At 72.8% G+C, this 20,285-nt stretch carries 11 protein-coding genes; 3 read left to right on the top strand and 8 right to left on the bottom strand.

Annotation, left to right across the window (positions count from 1 at the left end):
* Positions 1-81: 81 nt before the first annotated feature.
* Entirely contained in the window at positions 82-1,758 is a 1,677-nt protein-coding gene (locus tag ACIP8Z_RS03445) for an FAD-dependent oxidoreductase (RefSeq protein WP_402078133.1), read from the bottom strand.
* Positions 1,759-1,920: 162 nt separating this feature from the next.
* Here ACIP8Z_RS03445 and ACIP8Z_RS03440 point away from each other — a divergent pair, with 162 nt between their 5' ends.
* Positions 1,921-2,556, top strand: coding sequence for a hypothetical protein (locus ACIP8Z_RS03440; RefSeq protein WP_402078131.1), 636 nt, complete (start codon positions 1,921-1,923; stop codon positions 2,554-2,556).
* A 577-nt stretch (positions 2,557-3,133) separates the two neighbouring features.
* Positions 3,134-5,020: an AMP-dependent synthetase/ligase gene (locus ACIP8Z_RS03435; protein WP_402078128.1), complete on the top strand. Its 1,887-nt coding sequence runs from the start codon at positions 3,134-3,136 to the stop codon at positions 5,018-5,020.
* 44 nt (positions 5,021-5,064) lie between these two features.
* Here ACIP8Z_RS03435 and ACIP8Z_RS03430 read toward each other — a convergent pair whose 3' ends face one another.
* The 7 genes from ACIP8Z_RS03430 to ACIP8Z_RS03400 form a co-directional block, all read right to left on the bottom strand.
* Positions 5,065-6,471, bottom strand: a complete 1,407-nt coding sequence (locus tag ACIP8Z_RS03430; RefSeq protein ID WP_402078126.1) for a M1 family metallopeptidase — start codon at positions 6,469-6,471, stop codon at positions 5,065-5,067.
* Positions 6,472-6,515: 44 nt separating this feature from the next.
* Positions 6,516-10,424 carry a Pls/PosA family non-ribosomal peptide synthetase gene (locus ACIP8Z_RS03425; protein ID WP_402078123.1) on the bottom strand — a complete coding sequence of 1,303 codons (3,909 nt, stop codon included), beginning with the start codon at positions 10,422-10,424 and terminating at the stop codon, positions 6,516-6,518.
* A 214-nt stretch (positions 10,425-10,638) separates the two neighbouring features.
* A complete protein-coding gene (locus ACIP8Z_RS03420) occupies positions 10,639-11,244 on the bottom strand; it encodes a maleylpyruvate isomerase family mycothiol-dependent enzyme (protein ID WP_402078900.1) in 606 nt (201 codons plus the stop codon).
* Positions 11,245-11,289: 45 nt separating this feature from the next.
* Positions 11,290-13,509 carry an alpha-N-acetylglucosaminidase gene (locus tag ACIP8Z_RS03415; protein WP_402078121.1) on the bottom strand — a complete coding sequence of 740 codons (2,220 nt, stop codon included), beginning with the start codon at positions 13,507-13,509 and terminating at the stop codon, positions 11,290-11,292.
* A gap of 317 nt (positions 13,510-13,826) precedes the next feature.
* Complete coding sequence (locus tag ACIP8Z_RS03410) at positions 13,827-15,092, bottom strand: ThuA domain-containing protein (RefSeq protein ID WP_402078119.1); 1,266 nt, start codon at positions 15,090-15,092, stop codon at positions 13,827-13,829.
* A complete protein-coding gene (locus ACIP8Z_RS03405) occupies positions 15,089-17,329 on the bottom strand; it encodes an RICIN domain-containing protein (protein ID WP_402078117.1) in 2,241 nt (746 codons plus the stop codon). The genes ACIP8Z_RS03410 and ACIP8Z_RS03405 overlap by 4 nt, the downstream gene beginning before the upstream one ends.
* Before the next feature lie 52 nt (positions 17,330-17,381).
* A complete protein-coding gene (locus tag ACIP8Z_RS03400) occupies positions 17,382-18,749 on the bottom strand; it encodes a ricin-type beta-trefoil lectin domain protein (protein WP_402078114.1) in 1,368 nt (455 codons plus the stop codon).
* 368 nt (positions 18,750-19,117) lie between these two features.
* On the opposite strand from ACIP8Z_RS03400, the gene ACIP8Z_RS03395 reads away from it, so the two are divergent.
* Positions 19,118-20,173, top strand: a complete 1,056-nt coding sequence (locus ACIP8Z_RS03395) for a phosphotransferase family protein (RefSeq protein ID WP_402078112.1) — start codon at positions 19,118-19,120, stop codon at positions 20,171-20,173.
* Positions 20,174-20,285: the final 112 nt, after the last annotated feature.

Raw genomic sequence — 20,285 nt, 5'->3', positions numbered from 1 at the left:
CGCCGCCCGCGAAGGCGCCACCCGCGTCCGCGCCGCCCGTGTCCCGGCCGTCGGTGTCCCGTCCGTCCCTGTCCTGTTCGCTCATGACTGCTCCAGATACCGGTGGACGAGCATCACGGCCATCGCTCCCTCGCCCACCGCCGACGCGACGCGTTTCGCGGACCGGGCGCGCGCGTCACCCGCCACGAACACACCGGGAACGTTCGTCTCCAGGTGGTACGGCGGCCGGTCGAGGGCCCACTCGGCCGGTGGCCGGCCGTCCGGCGTGAGGTCCGGCCCCGCCAGGACGAAGCCGTGCTCGTCGCGCAGCACCGTCCCGTCGAGCCAGTCGGTCAGCGGGGCCGCCCCGATGAAGACGAACATCCACTGGGCGTCGACGTCCTCGGTCGCGCCGCTCACGGAGTCCCGCAGCGTCAGCCGTTCCAGGTGCTCCTCGCCGTGCGCCGACTCGACGACCGTCCTGGGCCGCACGGTGATGTTCGGCGCCTCCTCGATCTGCTGGATCAGGTAGTACGACATCGACGCCACCAGCGAATCCCCGCGCACGAGCAGCGTCACCGACTTCGCGCCCCGCGCCAGGAACACCGCCGCCTGCCCCGCGGAGTTGGCGCCGCCGACGATGTACACGTCCTGGTCCTCGCAGGAGGACGCCTCGGTGAGGGAGGAGCCGTAGTAGACACCGCGCCCGGCCAGGTCCTCGCAGCCCGGTGCCAGGAGCTGCCGGTAGGTCACCCCGGTCGCGAGGATGACGCTGTGGGCGGCGACCTCCGTGCCGTCCGAGAAGCGGACGACGCGTGCCGCGCCGTTCACCTCCAGACCCGTGACCTCGCGCGCGGTGAGGATCTCGGCACCGAAGCGGGTGGCCTGGCGGCGGGCGCGTTCGGTGAGCTGCCCGCCGGAGACGCCGTCCGGGAATCCGAGGTAGTTCTCGATGCGGGAGCTCTGGCCGGCCTGCCCGCCGGTCGCCGAGCGTTCGACCAGCACGGTCCGCAGCCCCTCGGAGGCCCCGTACACCGCCGCGCCGAGTCCGGCAGGGCCGCCGCCGATGACGACGAGGTCGTAGAAGTCGGCGGCCGGCGTCGTCGCGAGCCCCACCCGGGCGGCCAGCTCGGGCGCGTCCGGTTCGACCAGCACGGTGCCGTCCGGCGTGATCACCAGGGGCAGCCGGCGGCCGTCGGCCCCGGCCGCGTCGAGGAGCCGCCGGCCCTCGGGCTCGTCGGAGGAGTACCAGCGGTACGGGACCTGGTTGCGGGCCAGGAACTCGCGTACGGACGAGGACCGCGCCGACCAGCGGTGACCGACCACCTTGGTCGCGGGAACCGGCCGGTGGTCACTGGCGCGCCAGGCCGTCAGGAGGTCGTCCACGACGGGGTAGAGCTTCTCCTCCGGCGGGTCCCACGGCTTGAGCAGGTAATGGTCGAGGTCGACGACGTTGATCGCGTCGATGGCCGCGTTGGTGTCGGCGTACGCGGTCAGCAGGACGCGCCGGGCCCCCGGGTACACGGCGATGGCCTGTTCGAGGAACTCGATGCCGTTCATCTGCGGCATGCGGTAGTCGGCGAGGATCACGGCGACGAGGTCGCCCCGCAGCTTCAGCTCGCGGAGCGCGTCGAGGGCGGACTCGCCGGACTCGGCGCGCACGATCCGGTGGCCGCCGCCGTAGCGGCGCCGCAGGTCGCGGGCGATGGCGCGGGACACCCCGGGGTCGTCGTCCACCGTCAGGATGACGGTCCGTGCCGCGTCGGTGACCTGTGCCATGCGTCTCCGCCCTGCTCGCCTCGGACGGCCGGGACGGCGGGCTGCCGACGCCGGTTCCCGCCCATCGTATGTTCGATCGTGGGGAGCCGCTTCCGGCAGATGGGCAGCCCAGCTCGACAGAATTAACTGTCGGAGCGAGTCTTTGACAGTTAAGCTTGTCGCATGAGTGATGTTGCTGGGATTCCGACTCCCGACACGAACGACGAGAACTTCTGGTCCGCCGTCTCCAAGCTGGTGGAGCCCCCGTGGCGCGAGCCCACCCAGGACGACGCGTTCACCATGGACGAGAGGGTCCACGAAGCCGTCCGTGCCCTGGCCGAAGGGATCTCGACCCGCGCACTGGCCTACCGCGCCGCCGACAAGTCCTTCGACCCCGGTCTCATGGTGGCGCCCGACGTGCAGCTGGCACTTCTGCGGGCGCTCTACGAGGCCAAGCTGTCCGTCGACCGGCTGGCGGAGAGCGCCGCCACCGTCGCCGGCCGCGGTGGGGCGAACTACGCGCAGCTCGGTGCCGCCTGGGGCGGCATCAAGCGTCAGTCCGCCCGTCTCAAGTGGCCCCACGCCGTCGTCAGGAAATCCGCCGGCGAGTCCATCCCGCTCCAGTACGCGGGCGGAACGGCGGTCGTGCATCACGATGCCGACACCGACGCCTGGTGGTACACCGCCACGGCCGCCGATCACATGGAGACGGAGTCCGAGCCCGTCCACGGCACCTACGCCCAGGCCATCGCGGGAGCAACCGAGTTCCTCCTCGCGCACACCCTGCCCGACCGCCGGTCGCCCACGGCAGGCACGTAGCGGCCAGGGGGGACGAGTTCGGCCGAGCGTGCCTGGCGTGGCCCTGATCGCCGAGGACGCCATGGGGATGGACGGCGTGAACTGCCCCGCGCCCGGCGGAAGGCGGCAAGGGTGCCACGGACGTCAGGGCGGCGCCTCTCGCGCGGGAGGGCGCCATCACGGTGATGTGCTGCACGGACAGGCCGGACGCCGAGGGCGGGACCGTGTACGGGGTGCGGCGCCGGGGACCCGACGCCCTCCCCGGACGGCAAGAGCTTCGCGTTCCTGCCCCGGAACGACAGCGACCAGTGGGTGCTGTACCGGTCGGAGTTCGCCACGCCGGGCGCCCAGCCGGTGAAGATCGCCGCACTGGATCCGCCCATCGACGGCGCGGACGACCACCGGGTGTCGCTGATCAGCTGGAACTGACAGGCGTACGCAGGGGCGGGCTCGGGGACTCGTACTGGAGGTCCGCCGCCACGACAGGGGTGCCGGCCCCTTACGCTCCGGAGGATTTCGCCCTAACCTCGCACCACTGCTCGCACGTTACCGGCCGGTCAATGAATCGTTGACGGGCAGTCGGGCCCGGGGGGTTGAGATGAGTTCCGCGCAGCACCTTCTTGAAAGCCGCCCGCGGTCGGTGGCGCACATCTTCCTCGCACGCGTCGAGGCCACACCCGACCGCGAGGCCTACCGCCACCCCGTGCCGGCCGGGCACGGCGCCGTCGGCGACGAGGAATGGCGCTCGCTGACATGGGCCCAGACCGCGGAGCGCGTGAAGGCGATCGCGGCCGGCCTGCTCACCCTAGGACTGCGCCCCGAGGAGCGGGTGGCCATCTCCTCCTCGACCCGGGTCGAGTGGATCCTCGCCGACCTGGGCGTGATGTGCGCCGGCGTCGCCGCGACCGCCGTCTACCCGAGCACGAACGCCGAGGAGACCGCGTACATCCTCGCCGACTCCGGCAGCCGGGCGATCTTCGTCGAGAACGCCGAGCAACTGGCCAAGGTGGCCGGGCGCGCGGAGGACCTGCCCGGGCTCGACACCGTCATCGTCTTCGACCCCGAGGCGGACATGCCCCAGGTGGCGGGTCTGGACGTGCTGACCCTCGCCGAACTGGAGAAGCGGGGCACGGCGCACCTGCAGGAGCGTCCGGACGCGGTCGACGCGGCGGTCGAGGCCATCCGGCCGGACCAGCTCGCCACCCTGATCTACACCTCCGGCACGACCGGGCGCCCGAAGGGCGTGCGTCTGGTGCACGACTGCTGGTCCTACCAGGCCGTCGCGCAGGAGGTCAGCGGGCTGCTGCTCCCCGACGACGTGCAGTTCCTGTGGCTGCCGCTGTCCCATGTCTTCGGCAACGCCCTGATCGCCGGTCAGGTGAAGACCGGCAGCGTGATCGCGGTGGACGGCCGCATCGACCGCATCATCACCAACCTGCCCGCCGTCCGGCCCACCGTGATGGCGTCGGCGCCGAGGATCTTCGAGAAGGTCTACAACGGGATCGCCGCCAGGTCGAAGGCCGAGGGCGGCGTCAAGCACAAGATCTTCCTGTGGGCGGCGAGGGTCGCCCGCGACCACGCCAGGACCGGCCAGGAGACCGTGGTGGCGACGGGACGGCGCACGCTGCCCCTGTGGCTCTCCGTGCAGCACGCCGTCGCCGACAGACTCGTCTACGGCAAGATCCGTGCGGCCTTCGGCGGCGCGCTCCGCGGCAGTGCCTCGGGCAGCGCCGCACTCGCCCCCGACATCGGCTACTTCTTCGCCGGCGCGGGCGTGCCCGTGCTGGAGGGCTACGGCCTGACGGAGACCAGCGCCGCCGTCACGGTCAACCCCGTCGAGAACTTCCGGGTGGGCACGGTCGGCAGGCCCCTGCCCGGCACCGAGGTCCGCATCGCCGAGGACGGGGAGATCCTCCTGAAGGGCCCCGGCGTCATGCGCGGCTACCACAACCTCCCGGAGCAGACCGCCGAAGTCCTGGAGAGCGACGGCTGGTTCCACACCGGCGACATCGGCGAGATCGACAAGGACGGCTTCGTCCGGATCACCGACCGCAAGAAGGACCTGTTCAAGACCTCGGGCGGCAAGTACATCGCGCCCACCGAGATCGAGAGCCGGTTCAAGGCCGTCTGCCCGTACGCCAGCAACATCCTGGTCATCGGCAACAACCGCAACTACTGCACCGCCCTGATCACCCTCGAAGAGAGCGTGATCATGCCCTGGGCGGTGTCCCAGGGCCTCGACGGGCGCGGTTACGCGGAGGTGGTCTCCTCGCCGGAGGCGCACGCGCTGATCGACGGCTTCGTCCAGCGGGTGAACGGCGACCTGCAGCGGTGGCAGACCATCAAGAAGTTCGCGGTCCTGCCGCGCGACCTCGACATCGAGCACGGCGAACTCACGCCGAGCCTCAAGGTCAAACGGCCCGTCGTGGAGCGGGAGTACGCCGAGGTCGTCGAGGCCATGTACGAGGGCGCCCGCGAGGCCTGACCTCGCTCGGGCCGGGCCCGAGGGCCCGGCCCGAGCGCGCTGCGCTACGCGGAGGCCCTGCCCAGGCCCCCGGATCCGCCGTTCGTGGGCGGGTACGCGGGCCGTTCCGGTACGGCCGGGGAGCCGTGCGGGGACGGGAGGGGCGGCAGGGACGGCTGCTGCAGCCAGGCCCTGAGCAGGCCGTCCACCGGCTCCGTCGCGTAGCGGGACACATGGGCCGTGAAGGTCGCCGTGGTCACCACGCCGTGCCGGTGCACCGTCGCCCAGTCGCGCAGCATGCGGAAGAAGGCGCCGTCGCCCAGGGCGCAGCGGATCGCATGCACCGTGAGACCCCCGCGCTCGTACAGCCGGTCGTCGAACATCAGCTTGCGCCCGGGGTCGGCGAGCTTCAGGTCCTGCGGCTGCGTGGCGAGCAGCCGGTACGCGGTCGCCGCGAGCTCCTGCGCGGTGCGGCCGCCGGAGCGCTCCGACCAGAGCCACTCGGCGTACTTGGCCAGGCCCTCGTTCAGCCAGATGTGCCGCCAGTCGGCGATGGTCACGCTGTTGCCGAACCACTGGTGCGCGAGCTCGTGCGCGACGAGGCGCTCCGAACCGCGCGCGCCGTCGACGTGGTTGGCGCCGAAGAGGGAGAGCCCCTGGGCCTCCACCGGTACGTCGAGCTCCTCGTCGGCGACGATCACCGCGTACTCGCCGAACGGATACGGCCCGAACAGCTCCTCGAACAGCTGCATCATCGCGGGCTGCCGGGCGAAGTCCCGCGAGAAGCGGGGCAGCAGATGCGCCGGCACATGGGCGCTCTGCGGCACCCCGCCGAGCCCGGGGTCCCCGAGCAGCACCGTCTGGTGCATGCCGATGGAGAGCCCGACCAGATAGCTGGACGTCGGCGCGGACTGCTCGTACACCCAGGTGGTCGTACTGGCCTTGGTCGTACGGGTGAGCAGCCGGCCGCCCGCCACCACGGTGTACGCGGAGGGCGTGTTGACCGAGATCTGGTACGAGGCCTTGTCGGCGGGCCGGTCGTTGCACGGGTACCAGGAGGGGGCGCCGACGGGCTGGCTCGCGACCAGGGCGCCGTCGGTCAGCTCCTCCCAGCCGAGCCCGCCCCAGGGGCTGCGCACCGGCCTGGGGTTGCCCGCGTAGTGCACCTCCACGGTGAACGCGGCGCCCGCGGACAGCGGCTTGGCCGGCCGGACGCGGAGCTTGCCGCCGCGATGGGTGTAGTGCGGCGCACGGCCGTTCACCAGGATCCGGCCGACCTTGAACTCGGAGAGGTTCAACTGGAACTCGGTGAGCGGTGCCCGGCCCGCGATGGCGCTGAGCCGCGCCGTCCCGGCCAGGCGGTTGGGGCCGGGACGGTACTCCAGAGCGAGTTCGTACCGATGCACGCGGTAACGGGAGTCGCCGTGGTCAGGGAAGTACGGGTCCGATGCCGTTGTCCGCTCGCCGCTCACTGCTGCTCCCGCTCCCTGCCCTGTGCTGTGCTCGCGCCGCCCGTTCAGGCCCGCCACGCCTCGATCGGATTGCCCAGCCAGCGGGTGTCGGCGGGGACGGATTCCCCGGCCATCACGAGAGAGGCGGGACCCAGCGTGCTGCGGGCCCCGACCGAACTGCCGGGCAGGACGATTCCGCCCGGACCCAGAGTGGCGCCCTCGCGGAGGACCACAGTATCCGTCCTCAAGATCCGGTCGTGGAAGAGGTGAGTCTGCAAGACACAGCCACGGTTCACGCTGACCGCGTCACCCAGGACGACCAGGTCCGTCTCGGGCAGCCAGTAGCTCTCGCACCACACGCCCCGGCCGACCCGGGCCCCGAGCGCGCGCAGCCACAGGTTGAGCAGCGGCGTACCCGGCACCGATCCGATCAGCCACGGCACGGCGAGGACCTCGACGAACGTGTCGGCCAGCTCGTTGCGCCACACGAAGCCGGACCAGAGCGGGTGCTCGCCCGTCCGGTGCCGGCCCACGAGCAGCCACTTCGCGGCCACCGAGACCAGGCACGCGGCCGCACCGGCGGCGAGCAGGACCGCCCCGGACAGCAGCGCCGTGCCCCAGACCCCGAGACCGGTCGCCGTGACCAGGGCGCAGAACACCGCCACGGTCAGGACCGCCAGGGCGGCCGAGGAGAACACCGGCAGCAGCCGGAAGAGCTCCACCAGACCGCGCGCCCACAGCAGCCGCGCGGGCGGGTCGTACGTCCGGCTCCGGTCGGAGTCGGACGCGGACCGCGGCAGCCTGACCGGGGGCAGGCCCAGGTACGAGCTGCCCTTCTTGGCCTTCTTCGGCGTCGCCGACAGCACGCCGACCAGCCCGTCGTCCGGCACCGTGCGGCCCGGAGCGGTCATGCCGGAGTTGCCGAGGAACGCCCGGCGCCCGATCTCGGAGTGCCCGATCCGCACCCAGCCACCGCCCAGCTCGTAGGGAGCGGTCAGGGTGTCGTCGGCGAGGAACGCGCCCTCGCCGACCGTGGTCAGGCTCGGCAGCGCGAGCACCGTCGACACCTCGGCGCCCCGGCCGATCTTCATCCCGAGCAGCCGCAGCCAGACCGGGGTGATCAGACCGGCGTACAACGGGAACAGCGTCTCCCGCGCGAGGTCCATCAGCTGCGTGACGGTCCACGCCTGCCAGGCGACCCGGCTGTGCGTGGGGTGGCTGCCGGTGCGCAGCCCGAGGCTGAGCAGCCGCACCGAGACGAGCACCAGCGACGCGTACGCGAGCCCGTAGGCGAGCGCCCCGGGCACCACGGCGATCAGCGCTCCCCGCAGCGCCTCGGCGAGCCCGGCGTCGGCCGGCACGAAGCGGCTCACCACGAGCAGCGCGGGCAGGGCGGCGAGCACCGGCAGAACCGTGAGGAGGAAACCGGTCGCCCCGTAGACCGCCCGCCAGTGGAGCGGCCGCGCCGGCCGCTCCTTGGGCCAGTTCCGCTTGGCCTTGCCGAGCTTGCCCGCGGGCGCGCCGGCCCAGCGCTGCCCGGTCGGGATCTGTCCCGCCACGGCGGAGCCGGGGGCCACCTCGGCCCGCTTGCCGACCCGCGCCCCGGGGAACAGCAGGCTGCGGGTGCCGACCACCGCGCCCGCGCCGACCTTCACCGGGCCGATCTCCAGCCGGTCACCGTCCAGCCAGTAGCCGGACAGGTCCACCTCGGACTCCACGGCGCAGCCGCGGCCGAGCTTCAGCATGCCCGTGACCGGCGGCAGCGAGTGCAGGTCCACATCGGGGCCCACCTTGGCGCCGAGCGCCCGCGCGTACCGCTCCAGCCAGGATCCGGTGAGCGAGGTCGCTCCGACGAACTCGGCGAGCCGCTCGGCCGTCCACAGCCGCAGATGGACGCTGCCGCCGCGCGGGTGGCGTCCGGCCCTCACCCCGCGCAGCAGCAGCCGCGCGCCGCCCGCGGCGATCGCCAGTCGGCCGGGCGGGCTGAACAGCAGCGCCGCACCGGCGGCCACCACCCACCACGAGGCGGTCGGCGCCCACGGATAGGCCCCGAACCGGTGCAGGACGTTGCCCAGGGCGAGCAGCGCCACCGTCCACCGGAGTCCGATCACGGTGAACAGCGGAAGCAGCAGGACGGTCTGCAGGAGCCCGGCCCGGAACGGCACCGGCGGAATCGTCCGTACGGCCCCGTCGTCCTGGACGGACTTCTCCAGGCGCCGGGCCAGCTTGCGCAGGGTGGGCTGCTGGTAGATGTCGACGACGGCCGCGCTCGGATACCGGGCGCGCAGCCGGGTGGTGAGCTGGGCCGCGGCGAGGCTGTTGCCGCCGATCGCGAAGAAGTCGTCGGCGGCGCCGGTGACGGCCACGCCGAGGGTCTCGCTCCACTGCTCGGCGAGCCAGGCCTCCGTGCCGTACAGCTGCTCGGACGGGCCGGTGGTCTCCAGGTCGGGCAGGGGCCACGGCAGCGCGTCCCGGTCCACCTTGCCCGACGTGCGGGTGGGCAGTTCGGCGACGGGCGCGAGGAGCGGCACGAGGGCCGCGGGGAGCTCGGCGCGCAGCCGCTCGACCGCCGCCGCGTGGTCCCAGCCCTCCTGCGTCACCAGATAGCCGACGAGCAGCTGGTTGCCGCTGCGCGCGGTACGGACGGCCGCGGCGGCGCCGGCGACACCGGGCAGGCCCTGCAGGGCGGAGTCCACCTCGCCCAGCTCGATGCGGCGGCCGCCGAGCTTGATCTGCTCGTCGCCGCGGCCGAGGAAGACCAGCCCCTCCGGCTCGGCACGGACGAGGTCACCGCTGCGGTACGCGCGCTCCCAGCCGAGGGACTCCAGCGGGGCGTACTTCTCCGCGTCCTTCTCGGGGTCGAGGTAGCGGGCGAGACCGACGCCGCCGATCACCAGCTGGCCGCTGCCGCCCATCGGCACCGGCTCGCCGGACTCGTCGACCACGGCCAGCTCCCACCCGTTCAGCGGGAGGCCGATCCTGATCGGCTCCTCACCGGTCAGCAGGGAGGCGCAGGCGACGACGGTCGCCTCGGTGGGGCCGTACGTGTTCCACACCTCGCGGCCCTCGGTGACCAGGCGCTGGGTCAGCTCGGGCGGGCAGGCCTCGCCGCCGAAGATCAGCAGCCGGACCTCGTCGAGGGTCTCCGGATCCCAGAGCGCGGCGAGGGTCGGCACGGTGGAGACCACCGTGATCTCCTGCTCCACCAGCCAGGGGCCGAGGTCGGCGCCGCTGCGCACCTGCGACCGGGGGACGGGCACGAGGCAGGCGCCGTAGCGCCAGGCCAGCCACATCTCCTCGCAGGAGGCGTCGAAGGCGACGGAGAGACCCGCCATGACCCGGTCGCCGGGTCCGATCGGCTCGTCGACGAGGAACAGCGCGGCCTCGGCGTCCACGAACGCGGCGGCGCTGCGGTGGCTGACGGCGACACCCTTGGGCTTGCCCGTGGAACCCGAGGTGAAGATGATCCAGGCGTCGTGCTCGGGCCCGGGGCGCGTGGCGGCGGCGCCGTCGCCCTCCCGCCCGGTGACGTCGATCCGCTGCTCCGCGCCGACCACGGCCCGCACACCGGCCTCGCCGAAGACAAGCTCGGCCCGCTCGTCCGGGTCCTCGGCGTCGACCGGCACATAGGCGGCTCCGGCGGCGAGCACGGCGAGGATGGCCACGTACAGCTCGTTCGTCCCGGACGGCACCCGGACGCCCACCCGGTCGCCGAGCCCCACACCGGCGGCCGCGAGCGCGCGCCTCCGGCGCTCGACCTCGACGGCCAGCGCCCGGTAGGTCAGCCGGGCGCCGCCGTCGTCCAGGGCGAGCTCGTCGGGGTGGTCCCGTACCGAGGCCTCGAAGATGTCGACGAGGGTGCGCACCGGGGCGGCGGTCCCGGCGGAGAACCGGGCGGACTTCCCGGACTCCTCCTCCCACGCGTCCCCGTCGTGGAGCAGAGTGGTGTCACCGTGCTCGGGTGTGGCTGCCATCGGACCTCGCGTCTCGTTCCCGGCAACGTCCGGGTCGCCGGGCGGAGCCCGGGTCTGCCCGGGTTGTTCCGTTCCGACGCCAAACAGCCCGCCAGTCTAGTGCGTCGGCCAGGATTCTCCGCTCGACACCTTGCGCGTGGCTTGTTGCGGACGGTATTGGAGGCGGATTCCGGGTGACCGTACGGTGGCCGGTGACGCCCGGGCGCCCGCCGGCTCAGGCGCCCGCCGACAGCCCGGCCACCCCTGGACCGCGGAGATCGGCCAGCACCGCCTCGCGCCCCGTCACCGCGAGCAGCAGGGACAGCGCGGGGCCCTCCGCCTCCGGCCCGGTTCCGATCGTCAGATCGGTGTCCGTCGCCGTGAGCCGGACGCGGGACAGGAGTTCCTTCGCTCCGCCGAAGGACACCGGGGTGCGCGCCTGGAGCCGGAGGGCCCGGACGACGGCGCGCGGCGGGTAGGAGCGGCTGAGGCCCAGGGGCCGGCGGATGTCCTCCCCGTGGACGATCTCCTCGACGAGCCGGCTGTCCAGGGGCGCGGGTGGCGCCGATGTCCTCGACGCCACCCGGCGGAACCGCTCCAGGGTCTCCCGCGGAGTGGCCCCGCGCTCGCGTTCCACCCCGCGCCTGTTCTGGCGGTCGAAGTCGAACCGCGCGCGCACCATGTCCGTGAGGAAGCCGAGGCGTGTCGCGCGGGCGTTGTCGACCAGATGGGCGAGCACGTCGTGCACGGTCCAGCCGTCACAGAGCGACGGCTCCCGCCACCGCTCGTCCTCGAGGTGCTCCAGGTCGCCGATCAGCGCCGCCCGCTCGGCGTGCACCATCGGCCAGACGTCGTCCGTCACGGCTTCTCCCTCATCGGCTCTCGTTCATGCCGCCAGGGCCGCCCGCACCTCGCCCGCCAGGGCGAACGGGTCGCCCGTGGGCGTCGTCGGGTAGCGCTGGTGGCCGCGCGCCCAGGCGTCGTCCCGCGCGAACCAGTCGACGGCCACCGGCGCGGTGCCGGTCACCAGCGCACGGTCGAGACTCGCGAAGTAGGCGGCCCACCGGGGCGCGTAGACGTCCTGGACGAGGCCGGACCATTCACGGTTGGCGTAGTCGCGCAGGCCGCCCGTCTCGCTCGGCCCCTTGCCGGCCCAGGTGGTGAGGATCGAGCGGGCGTCGTACTCCAGCTGGTCCCGTTCCTCCGCGTCGGCGCCCCAGGAGCGCGCGTCGGCCAGCCAGGGACCGATCAGGAACCGCTGGTCGGAGCCGACGAGCCGCCCCAGCAGCTCCTCGTGCGCCTGCCACTCCCGTACCAGCGCCCGGAAGCCCGTCAGGTCCTCGGCCTCGTACGCGGCCTTGATGCGCGGCAGCAGCACCCGGCCGCGGTTGGTGAGCGCCTGACGTGCCACGTCCACGAGATCGAAGCGGTACGCGTCCGTGGTCCGCAGCCGGGGCGCCACCTGGAGCAGTTCATCGAGGGCCCGCTCGACCGTCACGGCGTCGTACCGCATGGCCTTCGGGCTCCATTTCGCGGCGGTGGCCGCCGTCAGACCCGGCCGTGCGGCGAAGAGGCTGTCCTGCGGCTCGCTCCACGTCCCGGTCGCCATGCTGTACGGGCCGAGGCGCAGCCGCTCCCACGCGGCCGCCGCATGGGGGTCCGTACCGCCGTAGCGCCGGGCGGCGTACTCGGCGAACCAGGTCTTCTGGTCGATCGGACCCGTCTGCCAGGCGAGTTCGGTGAAGAGGTCGAACGCGGCGGGGCTCCCGCCGGTGGCCTCGGGGAGGTACGCGATCCCGCGCAGCGCGCTGTCCTGTTTGCCGAGCCAGGCGTGGAAGCGGTCCACCCACGCGCCCGTGTTGCCGCCGATGCTGGTGTGGCCGCCGAAGTTGGGGATCGTGCCGAAGGCGTACGGCGTGCCGCCCCACCGGACCTCGCGGTCGAGCCCGTCGTACCGGTCGGAGAGGCCGTCGACGATCAGGAGCCGACGGCGGTCGACGCCGCTCAGGAGGGCGTCGGTGGGGTTGTTCTGCCAGCCGAGCATGACCCAGGTGGCGCCGGGACGCGCGGTGTCCAGAGCCCGCTGGACGGCCCCGGCGGCCGCCGCGACGTCGACGGGGCCCGCGACCCCGCCCTCGTGCAGCAGGTCCATCTTGAACATGTCGCTGACACCGAACCGCTCCTGCTGGTAGCGGTAGTAGGCGGCGGCGAGCCGGGCGAAGACGGGCCCGGTCGGATCCAGCCAGTCGGGCCGGTCGAAGCCCACCCACTTGCCCTGTGGAACGGTGACCGCGCCGTCGTTCCGCGCGGCGAAGTCCGTCGGCACGGTGCCGAAGAAGCCCGGCAGCACGGGCGTCATCCCGAGCGAGCGGAGGTGGCCCGCGATCCGCCCGCCCAGCGTCGCCCGGGCCTCGACGAGCTGGTCGGAGACCGGCCCGCCGAACCCCGACAGGTTCTGCAGCAGCCACCAGCCCTGATGGGCCGGGGCGGGGATCCACGCGCGCAGCTCCGCCGCGCTGTAGCCGAACTCCTGGAGCGCCCGGTAGTACGGGTATTCGGCCCCCGTCGGGACGAAGACCTCGTTCACGCCGTGCAGCGCCATCAGGTCGATGTCGTGCTGGTAGGACGCGAAGTCGCGGTAGGCGCCGGAGTACCCCTCGTCGGTGTCGTTGAGGGCGTAGCGGTGGGGCACGGAGGCCGACCGGGTGAGGGTCCCGGCGACCGCGGGGAGGGTGCCGGGCAGCCGGCCGACGCTGGAGCCGGGCCATCCCAGGTCAACCCCGGCGACCCGCTCCAGGTACCAGCCGACACCGGTGAGGAGCGTGGCCGGAGAGGTGCCCCGGACCTCGATCGCCCCGGCCTCGCCCGAGACCGTGAAGTAGTCGCCCGAGGCGGGCTCCTCGACCGGGACCAGGATGAACTGCGCCGCCCGGGAGGGCAGCAGGCGCTCCAGGCTCGACCGGGCGGGTGCGGGGTCGAAGGGGGCGGCCGACGGGGCGGTGGCCCCCGGCAGCGGCGGCGCTCCGGGCGGGCTCGCCGCCGTCACGGCGGCGAGCGCCGTGGCGACGAGGACGGCACGGCATCGAAGGATCAGGCGACGGCCCATCTGGCTCCCTGCTGCGGGTCGAGCGGAAGGCGAGGCGTGCTTCGGGAGGTCCGGTCGACGAAGACTAGCGACACCGCGCCCAGCGGGACTGCGGGCACGCCCTTCCGACCGGGCGCCGGTGCTCCGGCGGCGCCGGTGGGCCCGGTGAGTGGGGACGTACCTGCCATGTACGGATGATCGGGCCGGGGCGCCGGGCGCGCATGCCGATACCGCCGCCCGGGGGGCGGCGGTGTCGGAGGGTCCCCTGCCACGACCCTCGCCCCGGCCTCCGGGCACGGGGTGCGCGGGGGCCGGGGGTGTGGCGTCCTGGGGGACCGTCAGGGCATCGCGGTGGGGCGGAAGCTCTGCGACGGTGAGCCGTCGCAGGGCCGTTGGACGAGGGCGACGCCGACCGCGGTCGTGCCGGTCGTGGCGAGGCACTTGCCGCTGTGGCGGGCGACGAGGTGGTACCGGCCGGAGGGCTCGGCCACCGGCAGCCACTGCTGGTTCGTACCGCCCCCGTAGGCCCACAGCTGCAGGGGCGCCCCGTCGGCCGTCGACCGGTCCGTCACGTCGAGGGACTGCTGCGGAGCCGTGCGGACGCCGATGCGGGTGTGGCCGTCGGTCGTCGGCGTGAAGCGGAACTGCTGGGCCTGGGTGCCGTTGCAGGTGTACTGCTGAACGGGGGTGCCGTTGGCCGTGCCCGCCGCCCGGACGTCGACGCACAGGCCGTTCGCCTCGGCGGCGAGGGTGTACCAGGAGTCCCCGGGGAACGGGCCGGGCGGGGTGGTGCCGGCGCCCGCCAGCCACCGGAGCCCGTCGAGGAGGAGACGGTTCTGGGTGGGGCTGGCGAAGGTGGAGGAGAGTCGGGTGTCGGTGGTGTAGTTCATGGCGTTGTGGCCGAAGTTCGCGTACAGCATGCGGTACTGGGTGTTGGTCCACACGAGCGGGTAGTCACCGCTGTACCAGGACTGGTTCGGGTCCGTGCCCAGCGGGAAACTGACCGGGTCGACCGAGGCGAGCACCTTGATCGACGGGTTGGACCGCAGGTTGTTCGACCAGCTGTACCACTCGCTGACGGCGGAGGTCCACGTCGTGGGCAGACCGGCCGCGGCCGGGTGGGAGCCGTTCTCCGTGCGGACGACGGCGGTGGTCGGACCCCAGGTGTTGGAGCGGAAGTTCCCGCTGCCCAGGAACTGGTTGTAGTACCAGTCCCAGCCGGAGGCGTTCGTCGTGAACGCCGACACGTGGAAGCCGAGCCAGCCGCCGCCGTTGCGCATGTACCGCTCGAATCCGGCGCGTTGGGCGGCGCTCTGCGGGGCGTCGTCGAGGAACAGGACGACGTCGTACGCGTCCACGCCGCCGTTGGCGAGCAGGTTCCAGTCGGTGGTCGCCGTGTAGGAGAAGTTCTGGGCGGCGGCGGTCCGGGAGAACCAGTCGTTGGCCTCCTTCACGAAGTCGATGTGGGCCGCGTCCCAGGTGCCGTTGGAGAACGAGATCACCCGGAAGTCGGGTGCGGCCGGGGCGGCCTGGGCGGGTGCGACGGCACCGAGGCCGAGGGCGAGCGCCATCAGGGCGAGGAGCCGTATCAGGTGTCGTGTCATGGGTGGTTCACCAGGTTCGCCACGTTGGTGGAGGAGTTGGACGGGCCGCCGCGGTCGTTGACGACGTGCCGGATCGTGCCGGTCCCGCCGAGGGAGACGGTCACCATGCTCCGGAAGCGCACGTCGGGCCGGTTGGGTGCCTCGATGGCGTGCTCGGCGGTGACGCCCGGGTTGACGTTGAAGTAGCAGTAGCTGCCGAGCCCGTAGGCCTGGTGACTGGTGACCGAGTCGGCGACCTTGTAGGCGGCGTAGCCCTGGGTCGAACCATTCATCCAGGCGGCTTGGTTGGGCGGGTCGTACGGCATCTCGTTCTGGTAGAAGTACGTCCGGCCTCGGTTGCCGTTCCAGACGGTCTGGTGCTTCTGGTAGTGCTCGACGAACAGGCCGTACATGGTGACGTCGTCGCCGTTGACGACGAGACCGGTGTCGGCGGTGTTGGTGTTCCAGCCGACGCCCGTGCCGTGGTCCGCGCGCCAGACCCACAGGTGGTCGCCGATGACGTGGTCGCTGTTGACGACCAGGCTGGTGGTGGCCTTGCCGACGGCCGCGCCGCCGACGCGGAAGTACACGTCGTGGAGCGAGGTCGGGTTCGCCGCGTGGGAGGCGGACGATCCGGCGGGGCCGAGCTCCAGGAGGGCCGGCGAGTTGACCGTGCCGGCGTCGAAGAGGACACCGGCGATCTTCACCCCGTCGACGTCGGCGACGGTCATCGCGGTGATGCCGTTGTCGGGGACGAAGGTGGCGAGGCCGAGGCCGAGGACCACGGTGTCGGGGCGGGTGACCCGGAGGGTCTCGCCGAGGTGGTACACGCCGGGGGTGACCAGGAGGTCCTTGCCCGCGGCGAGAGCGGCGTTGATCTGGGCCGCGGTCGCGCCCGGCTTCACGATGTGGAAGCGGTCGATGGGGAGTTGGGTGGCGGCGGGGGTGCCGCCGGCCGCCCACGTGGTGCCCGTGGAGTCGGTGCGCGGGGCGGGCACGACGACCTTGTAGGCGCCGGTGGCGTCCACGGTGAGGAAGGGCTTCTCGCGGACGACGGGGGAGCGGTCCACGGTCGTGTACGGCGGGTTGGGGAAGCTCGTGCCGGGGACGCCCTGGCTGCCGACGAAGACCATGTTCCAGTTCGACCCCGTCCAGGAGCCGAGCTGGGAGTTGCGGGTCAGCCACTGCTGCTGGGTGCCGGAGCGGACCTGGCCGTCGATCCTGGTGTCGGCCATGAAGCCGCCGCTGGACCAGCCGCCGTCGCTCAGCTCCAGGTTGCCGCGGACGTGCATCCGGCGGTACGCCGAGGCCTGGGACACGGCCCAGCGGTCGGTACCGCCGGTCGGGGTGACGGAGAGGTTCTCGGCGCCGCGCCAGAAGTTCTGGGTCGCGTTCTGCGGCGGGAACCAGTCGGCCTCGACGTGCACGGCGCCGTTGATGGTCACGGAGTCGGGCGACTGGCCGAGCCCGAGGACCTGGGTGTAGAAGCCGACGTTGACATCGTTGTTGTACGTGCCCGGCTTGAACAGGACGGCGTACCGCTCCGGCCCGAACTGGTTGGTCTCCTGGCGCTGGAAGATCGTGTTCAGCCGGCCCTGGACGGTCGCCGAGGGCATCGACGGGTCGAGGACGACGACGTTCGGCCCGAGGTCGACGTCCCCGGGCGCGGTGCCGACCGGGGTGACCTGGAAGCGCTGGGCGGCCGTGCCGTTGCAGGTGTACTGGACGAGCTGCACGCTGTCGGCGGTGGACGCGGCGGGGACGTCGAGGCACTTCCCGCTGTTGCGGTTGACGAGGTGGAAGGCGCCGCCGCCCTCGTCGACGGCCCGCCACTGCTGGTTGAGGCCTCCGCCGTAGGTCCACAGGTGGACGGCGGCGTTGTCGGCGGTGGAGACGTCGCTGACGTCGACGGCCTGGGCGGAGTCGTTGCGCGCGCCGATCCGGACGTGGCCGTCCGAGGTCGGTGCGACGGTCCACTGCTGGGCGGTGGTGCCGTTGCACGCGTACTGCTGGACGGCGGTGCCGTTGGCGGTCGCGGCGGCGCGGGCGTCGAGGCACTTGCCGCTGCCGGCGTTCACGAGGGTGACGGTGCCGGTGGGGATCTCGGCCGCGGCGGCGGATCCGGGGGAGAGGGCGACGAGGGCCGAGCAGAGCACCGCGCCGGTGGCCAGGACCGCCGCGAGGCGCTGGGGTCGTGGGCGGGCGCGGGAGGGGCGCCGGGGTGCGGCGCTCCTGGGCAGGGAGGTGGGGGCGGACATGGGGCTCCTTGGTGGGGACGGGAGGAGAGGCGCGGAGGTCGTGGGCCCGTGGTCAGCCGTTGTAGGCCGCGAGGATCCGGGTGAACTCCCAGGCCTGCTGCCCGATCCCGGAGCAGGTGTCGGCGCCGCCGCCGGTGCAGGGCCGGTCGCGGTTGACGGACCAGAAGGTCAGCCGGGCCAGGTGCCGCTGCTGCGCGTAGGCGAGGATCGCGCGGAAGTCGGCCTGGGTGATGGTCTCGCCCACGTCCGTGACGCCGTTCATCGAGGAGATGCCGGTGTGGCGGTAGGCCTGGTCGTCGCTGTAGCCGTACGCGTTCTTCACCGCGGTCTTGAGTCCCTCGGCCGCGCGGACGGTCAGGGTGCCCATGTTCTGTCCGTTGCCGCCGAAGTTGAACGGCATGATGGTCCAGCTGTCGACCGTGAGGCCGGCCGCGGCGGCCCGGTTGATGAGGCTGGTGTCGGGGCCGTTCTGGCCGGTCCCGAAGGTGACGTACACCTTCAGGCCGGGGTTGGCGGCCTTGACCGACTTGAGGGCGTCGACCGTGCGCTGCTGGACGGTGGGGCTGTCGTAGGCCGCGGCCTCGATGTCGATGTCGATGGCCTTGAGCCCGTACGCGTTGATGACCTTCTGGTACGCGGCGGCGAGTTCGCCCGCGCTGGAGCAGGAGCTCTCCAGCTTGTTGCCGCTCCAGCCGCCGAAGGAGGGGATGACGTCGCCACCGGCCGCCCGGACCGTGTTGACCGTCTGCTGGTCGACACCGCCGACGAGCGGGCGGCCTCCGTCCCACTGCGGGTTGCAGTAGCCGTTGCTGAGGACGAAGGCGAGCGTGAACCACTTGACGCCGGTGGCGTTCATGACGGTGGTCGGGCTCGGCGGGCTGCCCCAGCCGTTGTAGAGGTACGGCGCGACCGCCATGTTCCCGCCGGGGGCCGGTCCGGTGCCACCGGCCGGGGGAGCGGTCCACTTCTGGTTGGCGGCGCCGGTGCACGTCCAGATCTGCAGCCGGGTGCCGTTGGCCGAGCTGTTGCCCGTGGCGTCAAGGCACTTGTCGGCCCGCGGGTTGACGATGTCGCGGGCCGCCGTGACGGTCCAGCGCTGCGCGGCGGAGCCGTTGCAGTCCCAGAGCTGCACCGTCGTTCCGTCGGCCGTGCCTCCCGAGGTCACGTCCAGGCACTTGCCGAGGGCCTTGACGGTGCCGTCGGATCCCACGTCCCAGGTCTGGGCGGCGGTGTCGTTGCAGTCGTACAGCTGGACGGGGGTGCCGTTCGCGGGATTGGCCCCCGCGACGTCGACGCACTTGCCTCCGATGCCGGTGATCCGGCCGGCGGCGGCTTCGGCGGGGGCGTCGGTGGCGACGGTGAGACCGCCGGCGGCGAGGGCGAGCGCGGCCACGGTGAGTGGCAGACGGGTCCGGTGCATGTGGGGGTCCTCTCGGGTGGGGGAGAGTTCGTCGGCGGACGGGGCCGGGCGGCGGCGCCCACCGCGGATCTACCGGGTCGACCAGGCAGTTCAAGGACATGAACGCCATTCCACTTTCTGAGCGGCAAAAGTAAAGGTCTGAACCAGGCCCGTCAAGGGTTCGCGCATTCACGCCTTGAACGCACAACGTCCCCAACTGCGGCCCGAGTTGGGTTTTGTCGGGAGCTGGCGTGAAGTGTTGACGGCAGCGGCGGTCGTGAGCGGCGCCGGGCGCGGCCGGGCGGTGGCCCGGACGGATCGCGAAGGAGGACTTCAGCGGGGCCGGGGCGCTCGCTCGCGCGTGCGAAGCAACGGATACGCTCGGCGGCATGCCGAACCGAGTTCCGTTCCACGAAGCGCTGCTCTCCGCCGTGGGCACCCCCCAGCAGGCCGACCTCCTGGACAGCAGTCCGCGGTCGCGGGTGTGGCGGGTGCGGCTGGCCGACCGACGGCTGGTGATCGTCAAGCAGATCACCGACGGCGGGGACGCGGGCGCCGACGCGGACACGCGCTTCGCGCGGGAGGTCGCCGGACTCCGCCTGGCGGGGCGGGCCGCCGGGCCCGCCGTGGCCCCGGCGGTGCTCGCCACGGACCCGTCCTCGCGGGCGATGGTCCTCGAGCACGTGGCCGACCTCGGCAGGACGGACGACTGGATGCCGGGGTACGCCGAGTCCCTCGCCCGGCTGCACGCCCTGACCGGCCCCGCCGACGCGGGCGCGCTACCGGCCTGGTCGGGGCCCACGGCCAGCGACGCGGAGTCCTTTCTCGCCCTGGCCAAGGCGCTCGACGTGCCCGTGCCGTCGACGGTTCCCGATGAACTCGGCGGTCTCCTGGAGCGGTTGGACCCCACCCCGCACCATGCGCTGCTGCACGGCGACCCCTGCCCCGGCAACGATCTGCGCACCGCCGAAGGCGTCCGCTTCGTCGACTTCGAGCGGGCCTCGCTCGGCAACGGCCTGATCGAACTCGCCTACTTCCGCATCGGCTTCCCCACCTGCTGGTGTGCCATGGCGGTCACCGCGGCCCCGCTCACGGAGGTCGAGGACGTCTACCGGACCACCTGGCGCGGCCTCACCGGGAAGGACGTGCCGGGTGACCTCGCCGACGCGTGTGCGGGCTGGCTGATCCAGGGCGACGCCCTCGTCGAGCGGGCCCACCGAGGGACGGCCGACCAGTTCGCCCGGGTGCCCGCCGAGGACTTCGAGTGGGGCAACGCCTCCGCCCGCGAGCGGCTCGTCCACCGCCTGGGCGTGGTCGCCGACATGACCCGCGACCACGACCACCTGCACGCCCTCGGCCGCCTCGGCTCCGCCATGGCCGACCGCCTGCTCGAACGCTGGTCGACACTGCGCCCCCTGCCCACGCAGGACTCCCGCCCCTGGTAGGAGGGGGTGTCTCGCCGATCAGGTTCGGGCCGGCCCTGAGGGCGCGCGGCGGTACTGGGTCGTGTCTGGTCGACCGGGCCGGGCTCGCGGAGCCCGGCCCGGTCGACGAGTC

This window comes from Streptomyces sp. NPDC088553, from assembly GCF_044752965.1.
Taxonomy (GTDB): domain Bacteria; phylum Actinomycetota; class Actinomycetes; order Streptomycetales; family Streptomycetaceae; genus Streptomyces.
The sequence above is the reverse complement of the archived record's forward strand: the minus strand, read 5'-3'. Positions and strand labels throughout refer to the sequence as shown.

Coding starts and splice junctions, on each gene's coding strand:
- ACIP8Z_RS03445 (WP_402078133.1), bottom strand. CDS start 1,758: ATGGCACAGGTCACCGACGCGGCACGGACCGTCATCCTGACGGTGGAC.
- ACIP8Z_RS03440 (WP_402078131.1), top strand. CDS start 1,921: ATGAGTGATGTTGCTGGGATTCCGACTCCCGACACGAACGACGAGAAC.
- ACIP8Z_RS03435 (WP_402078128.1), top strand. CDS start 3,134: ATGAGTTCCGCGCAGCACCTTCTTGAAAGCCGCCCGCGGTCGGTGGCG.
- ACIP8Z_RS03425 (WP_402078123.1), bottom strand. CDS start 10,424: ATGGCAGCCACACCCGAGCACGGTGACACCACTCTGCTCCACGACGGG.
- ACIP8Z_RS03420 (WP_402078900.1), bottom strand. CDS start 11,244: ATGGTGCACGCCGAGCGGGCGGCGCTGATCGGCGACCTGGAGCACCTC.
- ACIP8Z_RS03415 (WP_402078121.1), bottom strand. CDS start 13,509: ATGGGCCGTCGCCTGATCCTTCGATGCCGTGCCGTCCTCGTCGCCACG.
- ACIP8Z_RS03410 (WP_402078119.1), bottom strand. CDS start 15,092: ATGACACGACACCTGATACGGCTCCTCGCCCTGATGGCGCTCGCCCTC.
- ACIP8Z_RS03405 (WP_402078117.1), bottom strand. CDS start 17,329: ATGTCCGCCCCCACCTCCCTGCCCAGGAGCGCCGCACCCCGGCGCCCC.
- ACIP8Z_RS03400 (WP_402078114.1), bottom strand. CDS start 18,749: ATGCACCGGACCCGTCTGCCACTCACCGTGGCCGCGCTCGCCCTCGCC.
- ACIP8Z_RS03395 (WP_402078112.1), top strand. CDS start 19,118: ATGCCGAACCGAGTTCCGTTCCACGAAGCGCTGCTCTCCGCCGTGGGC.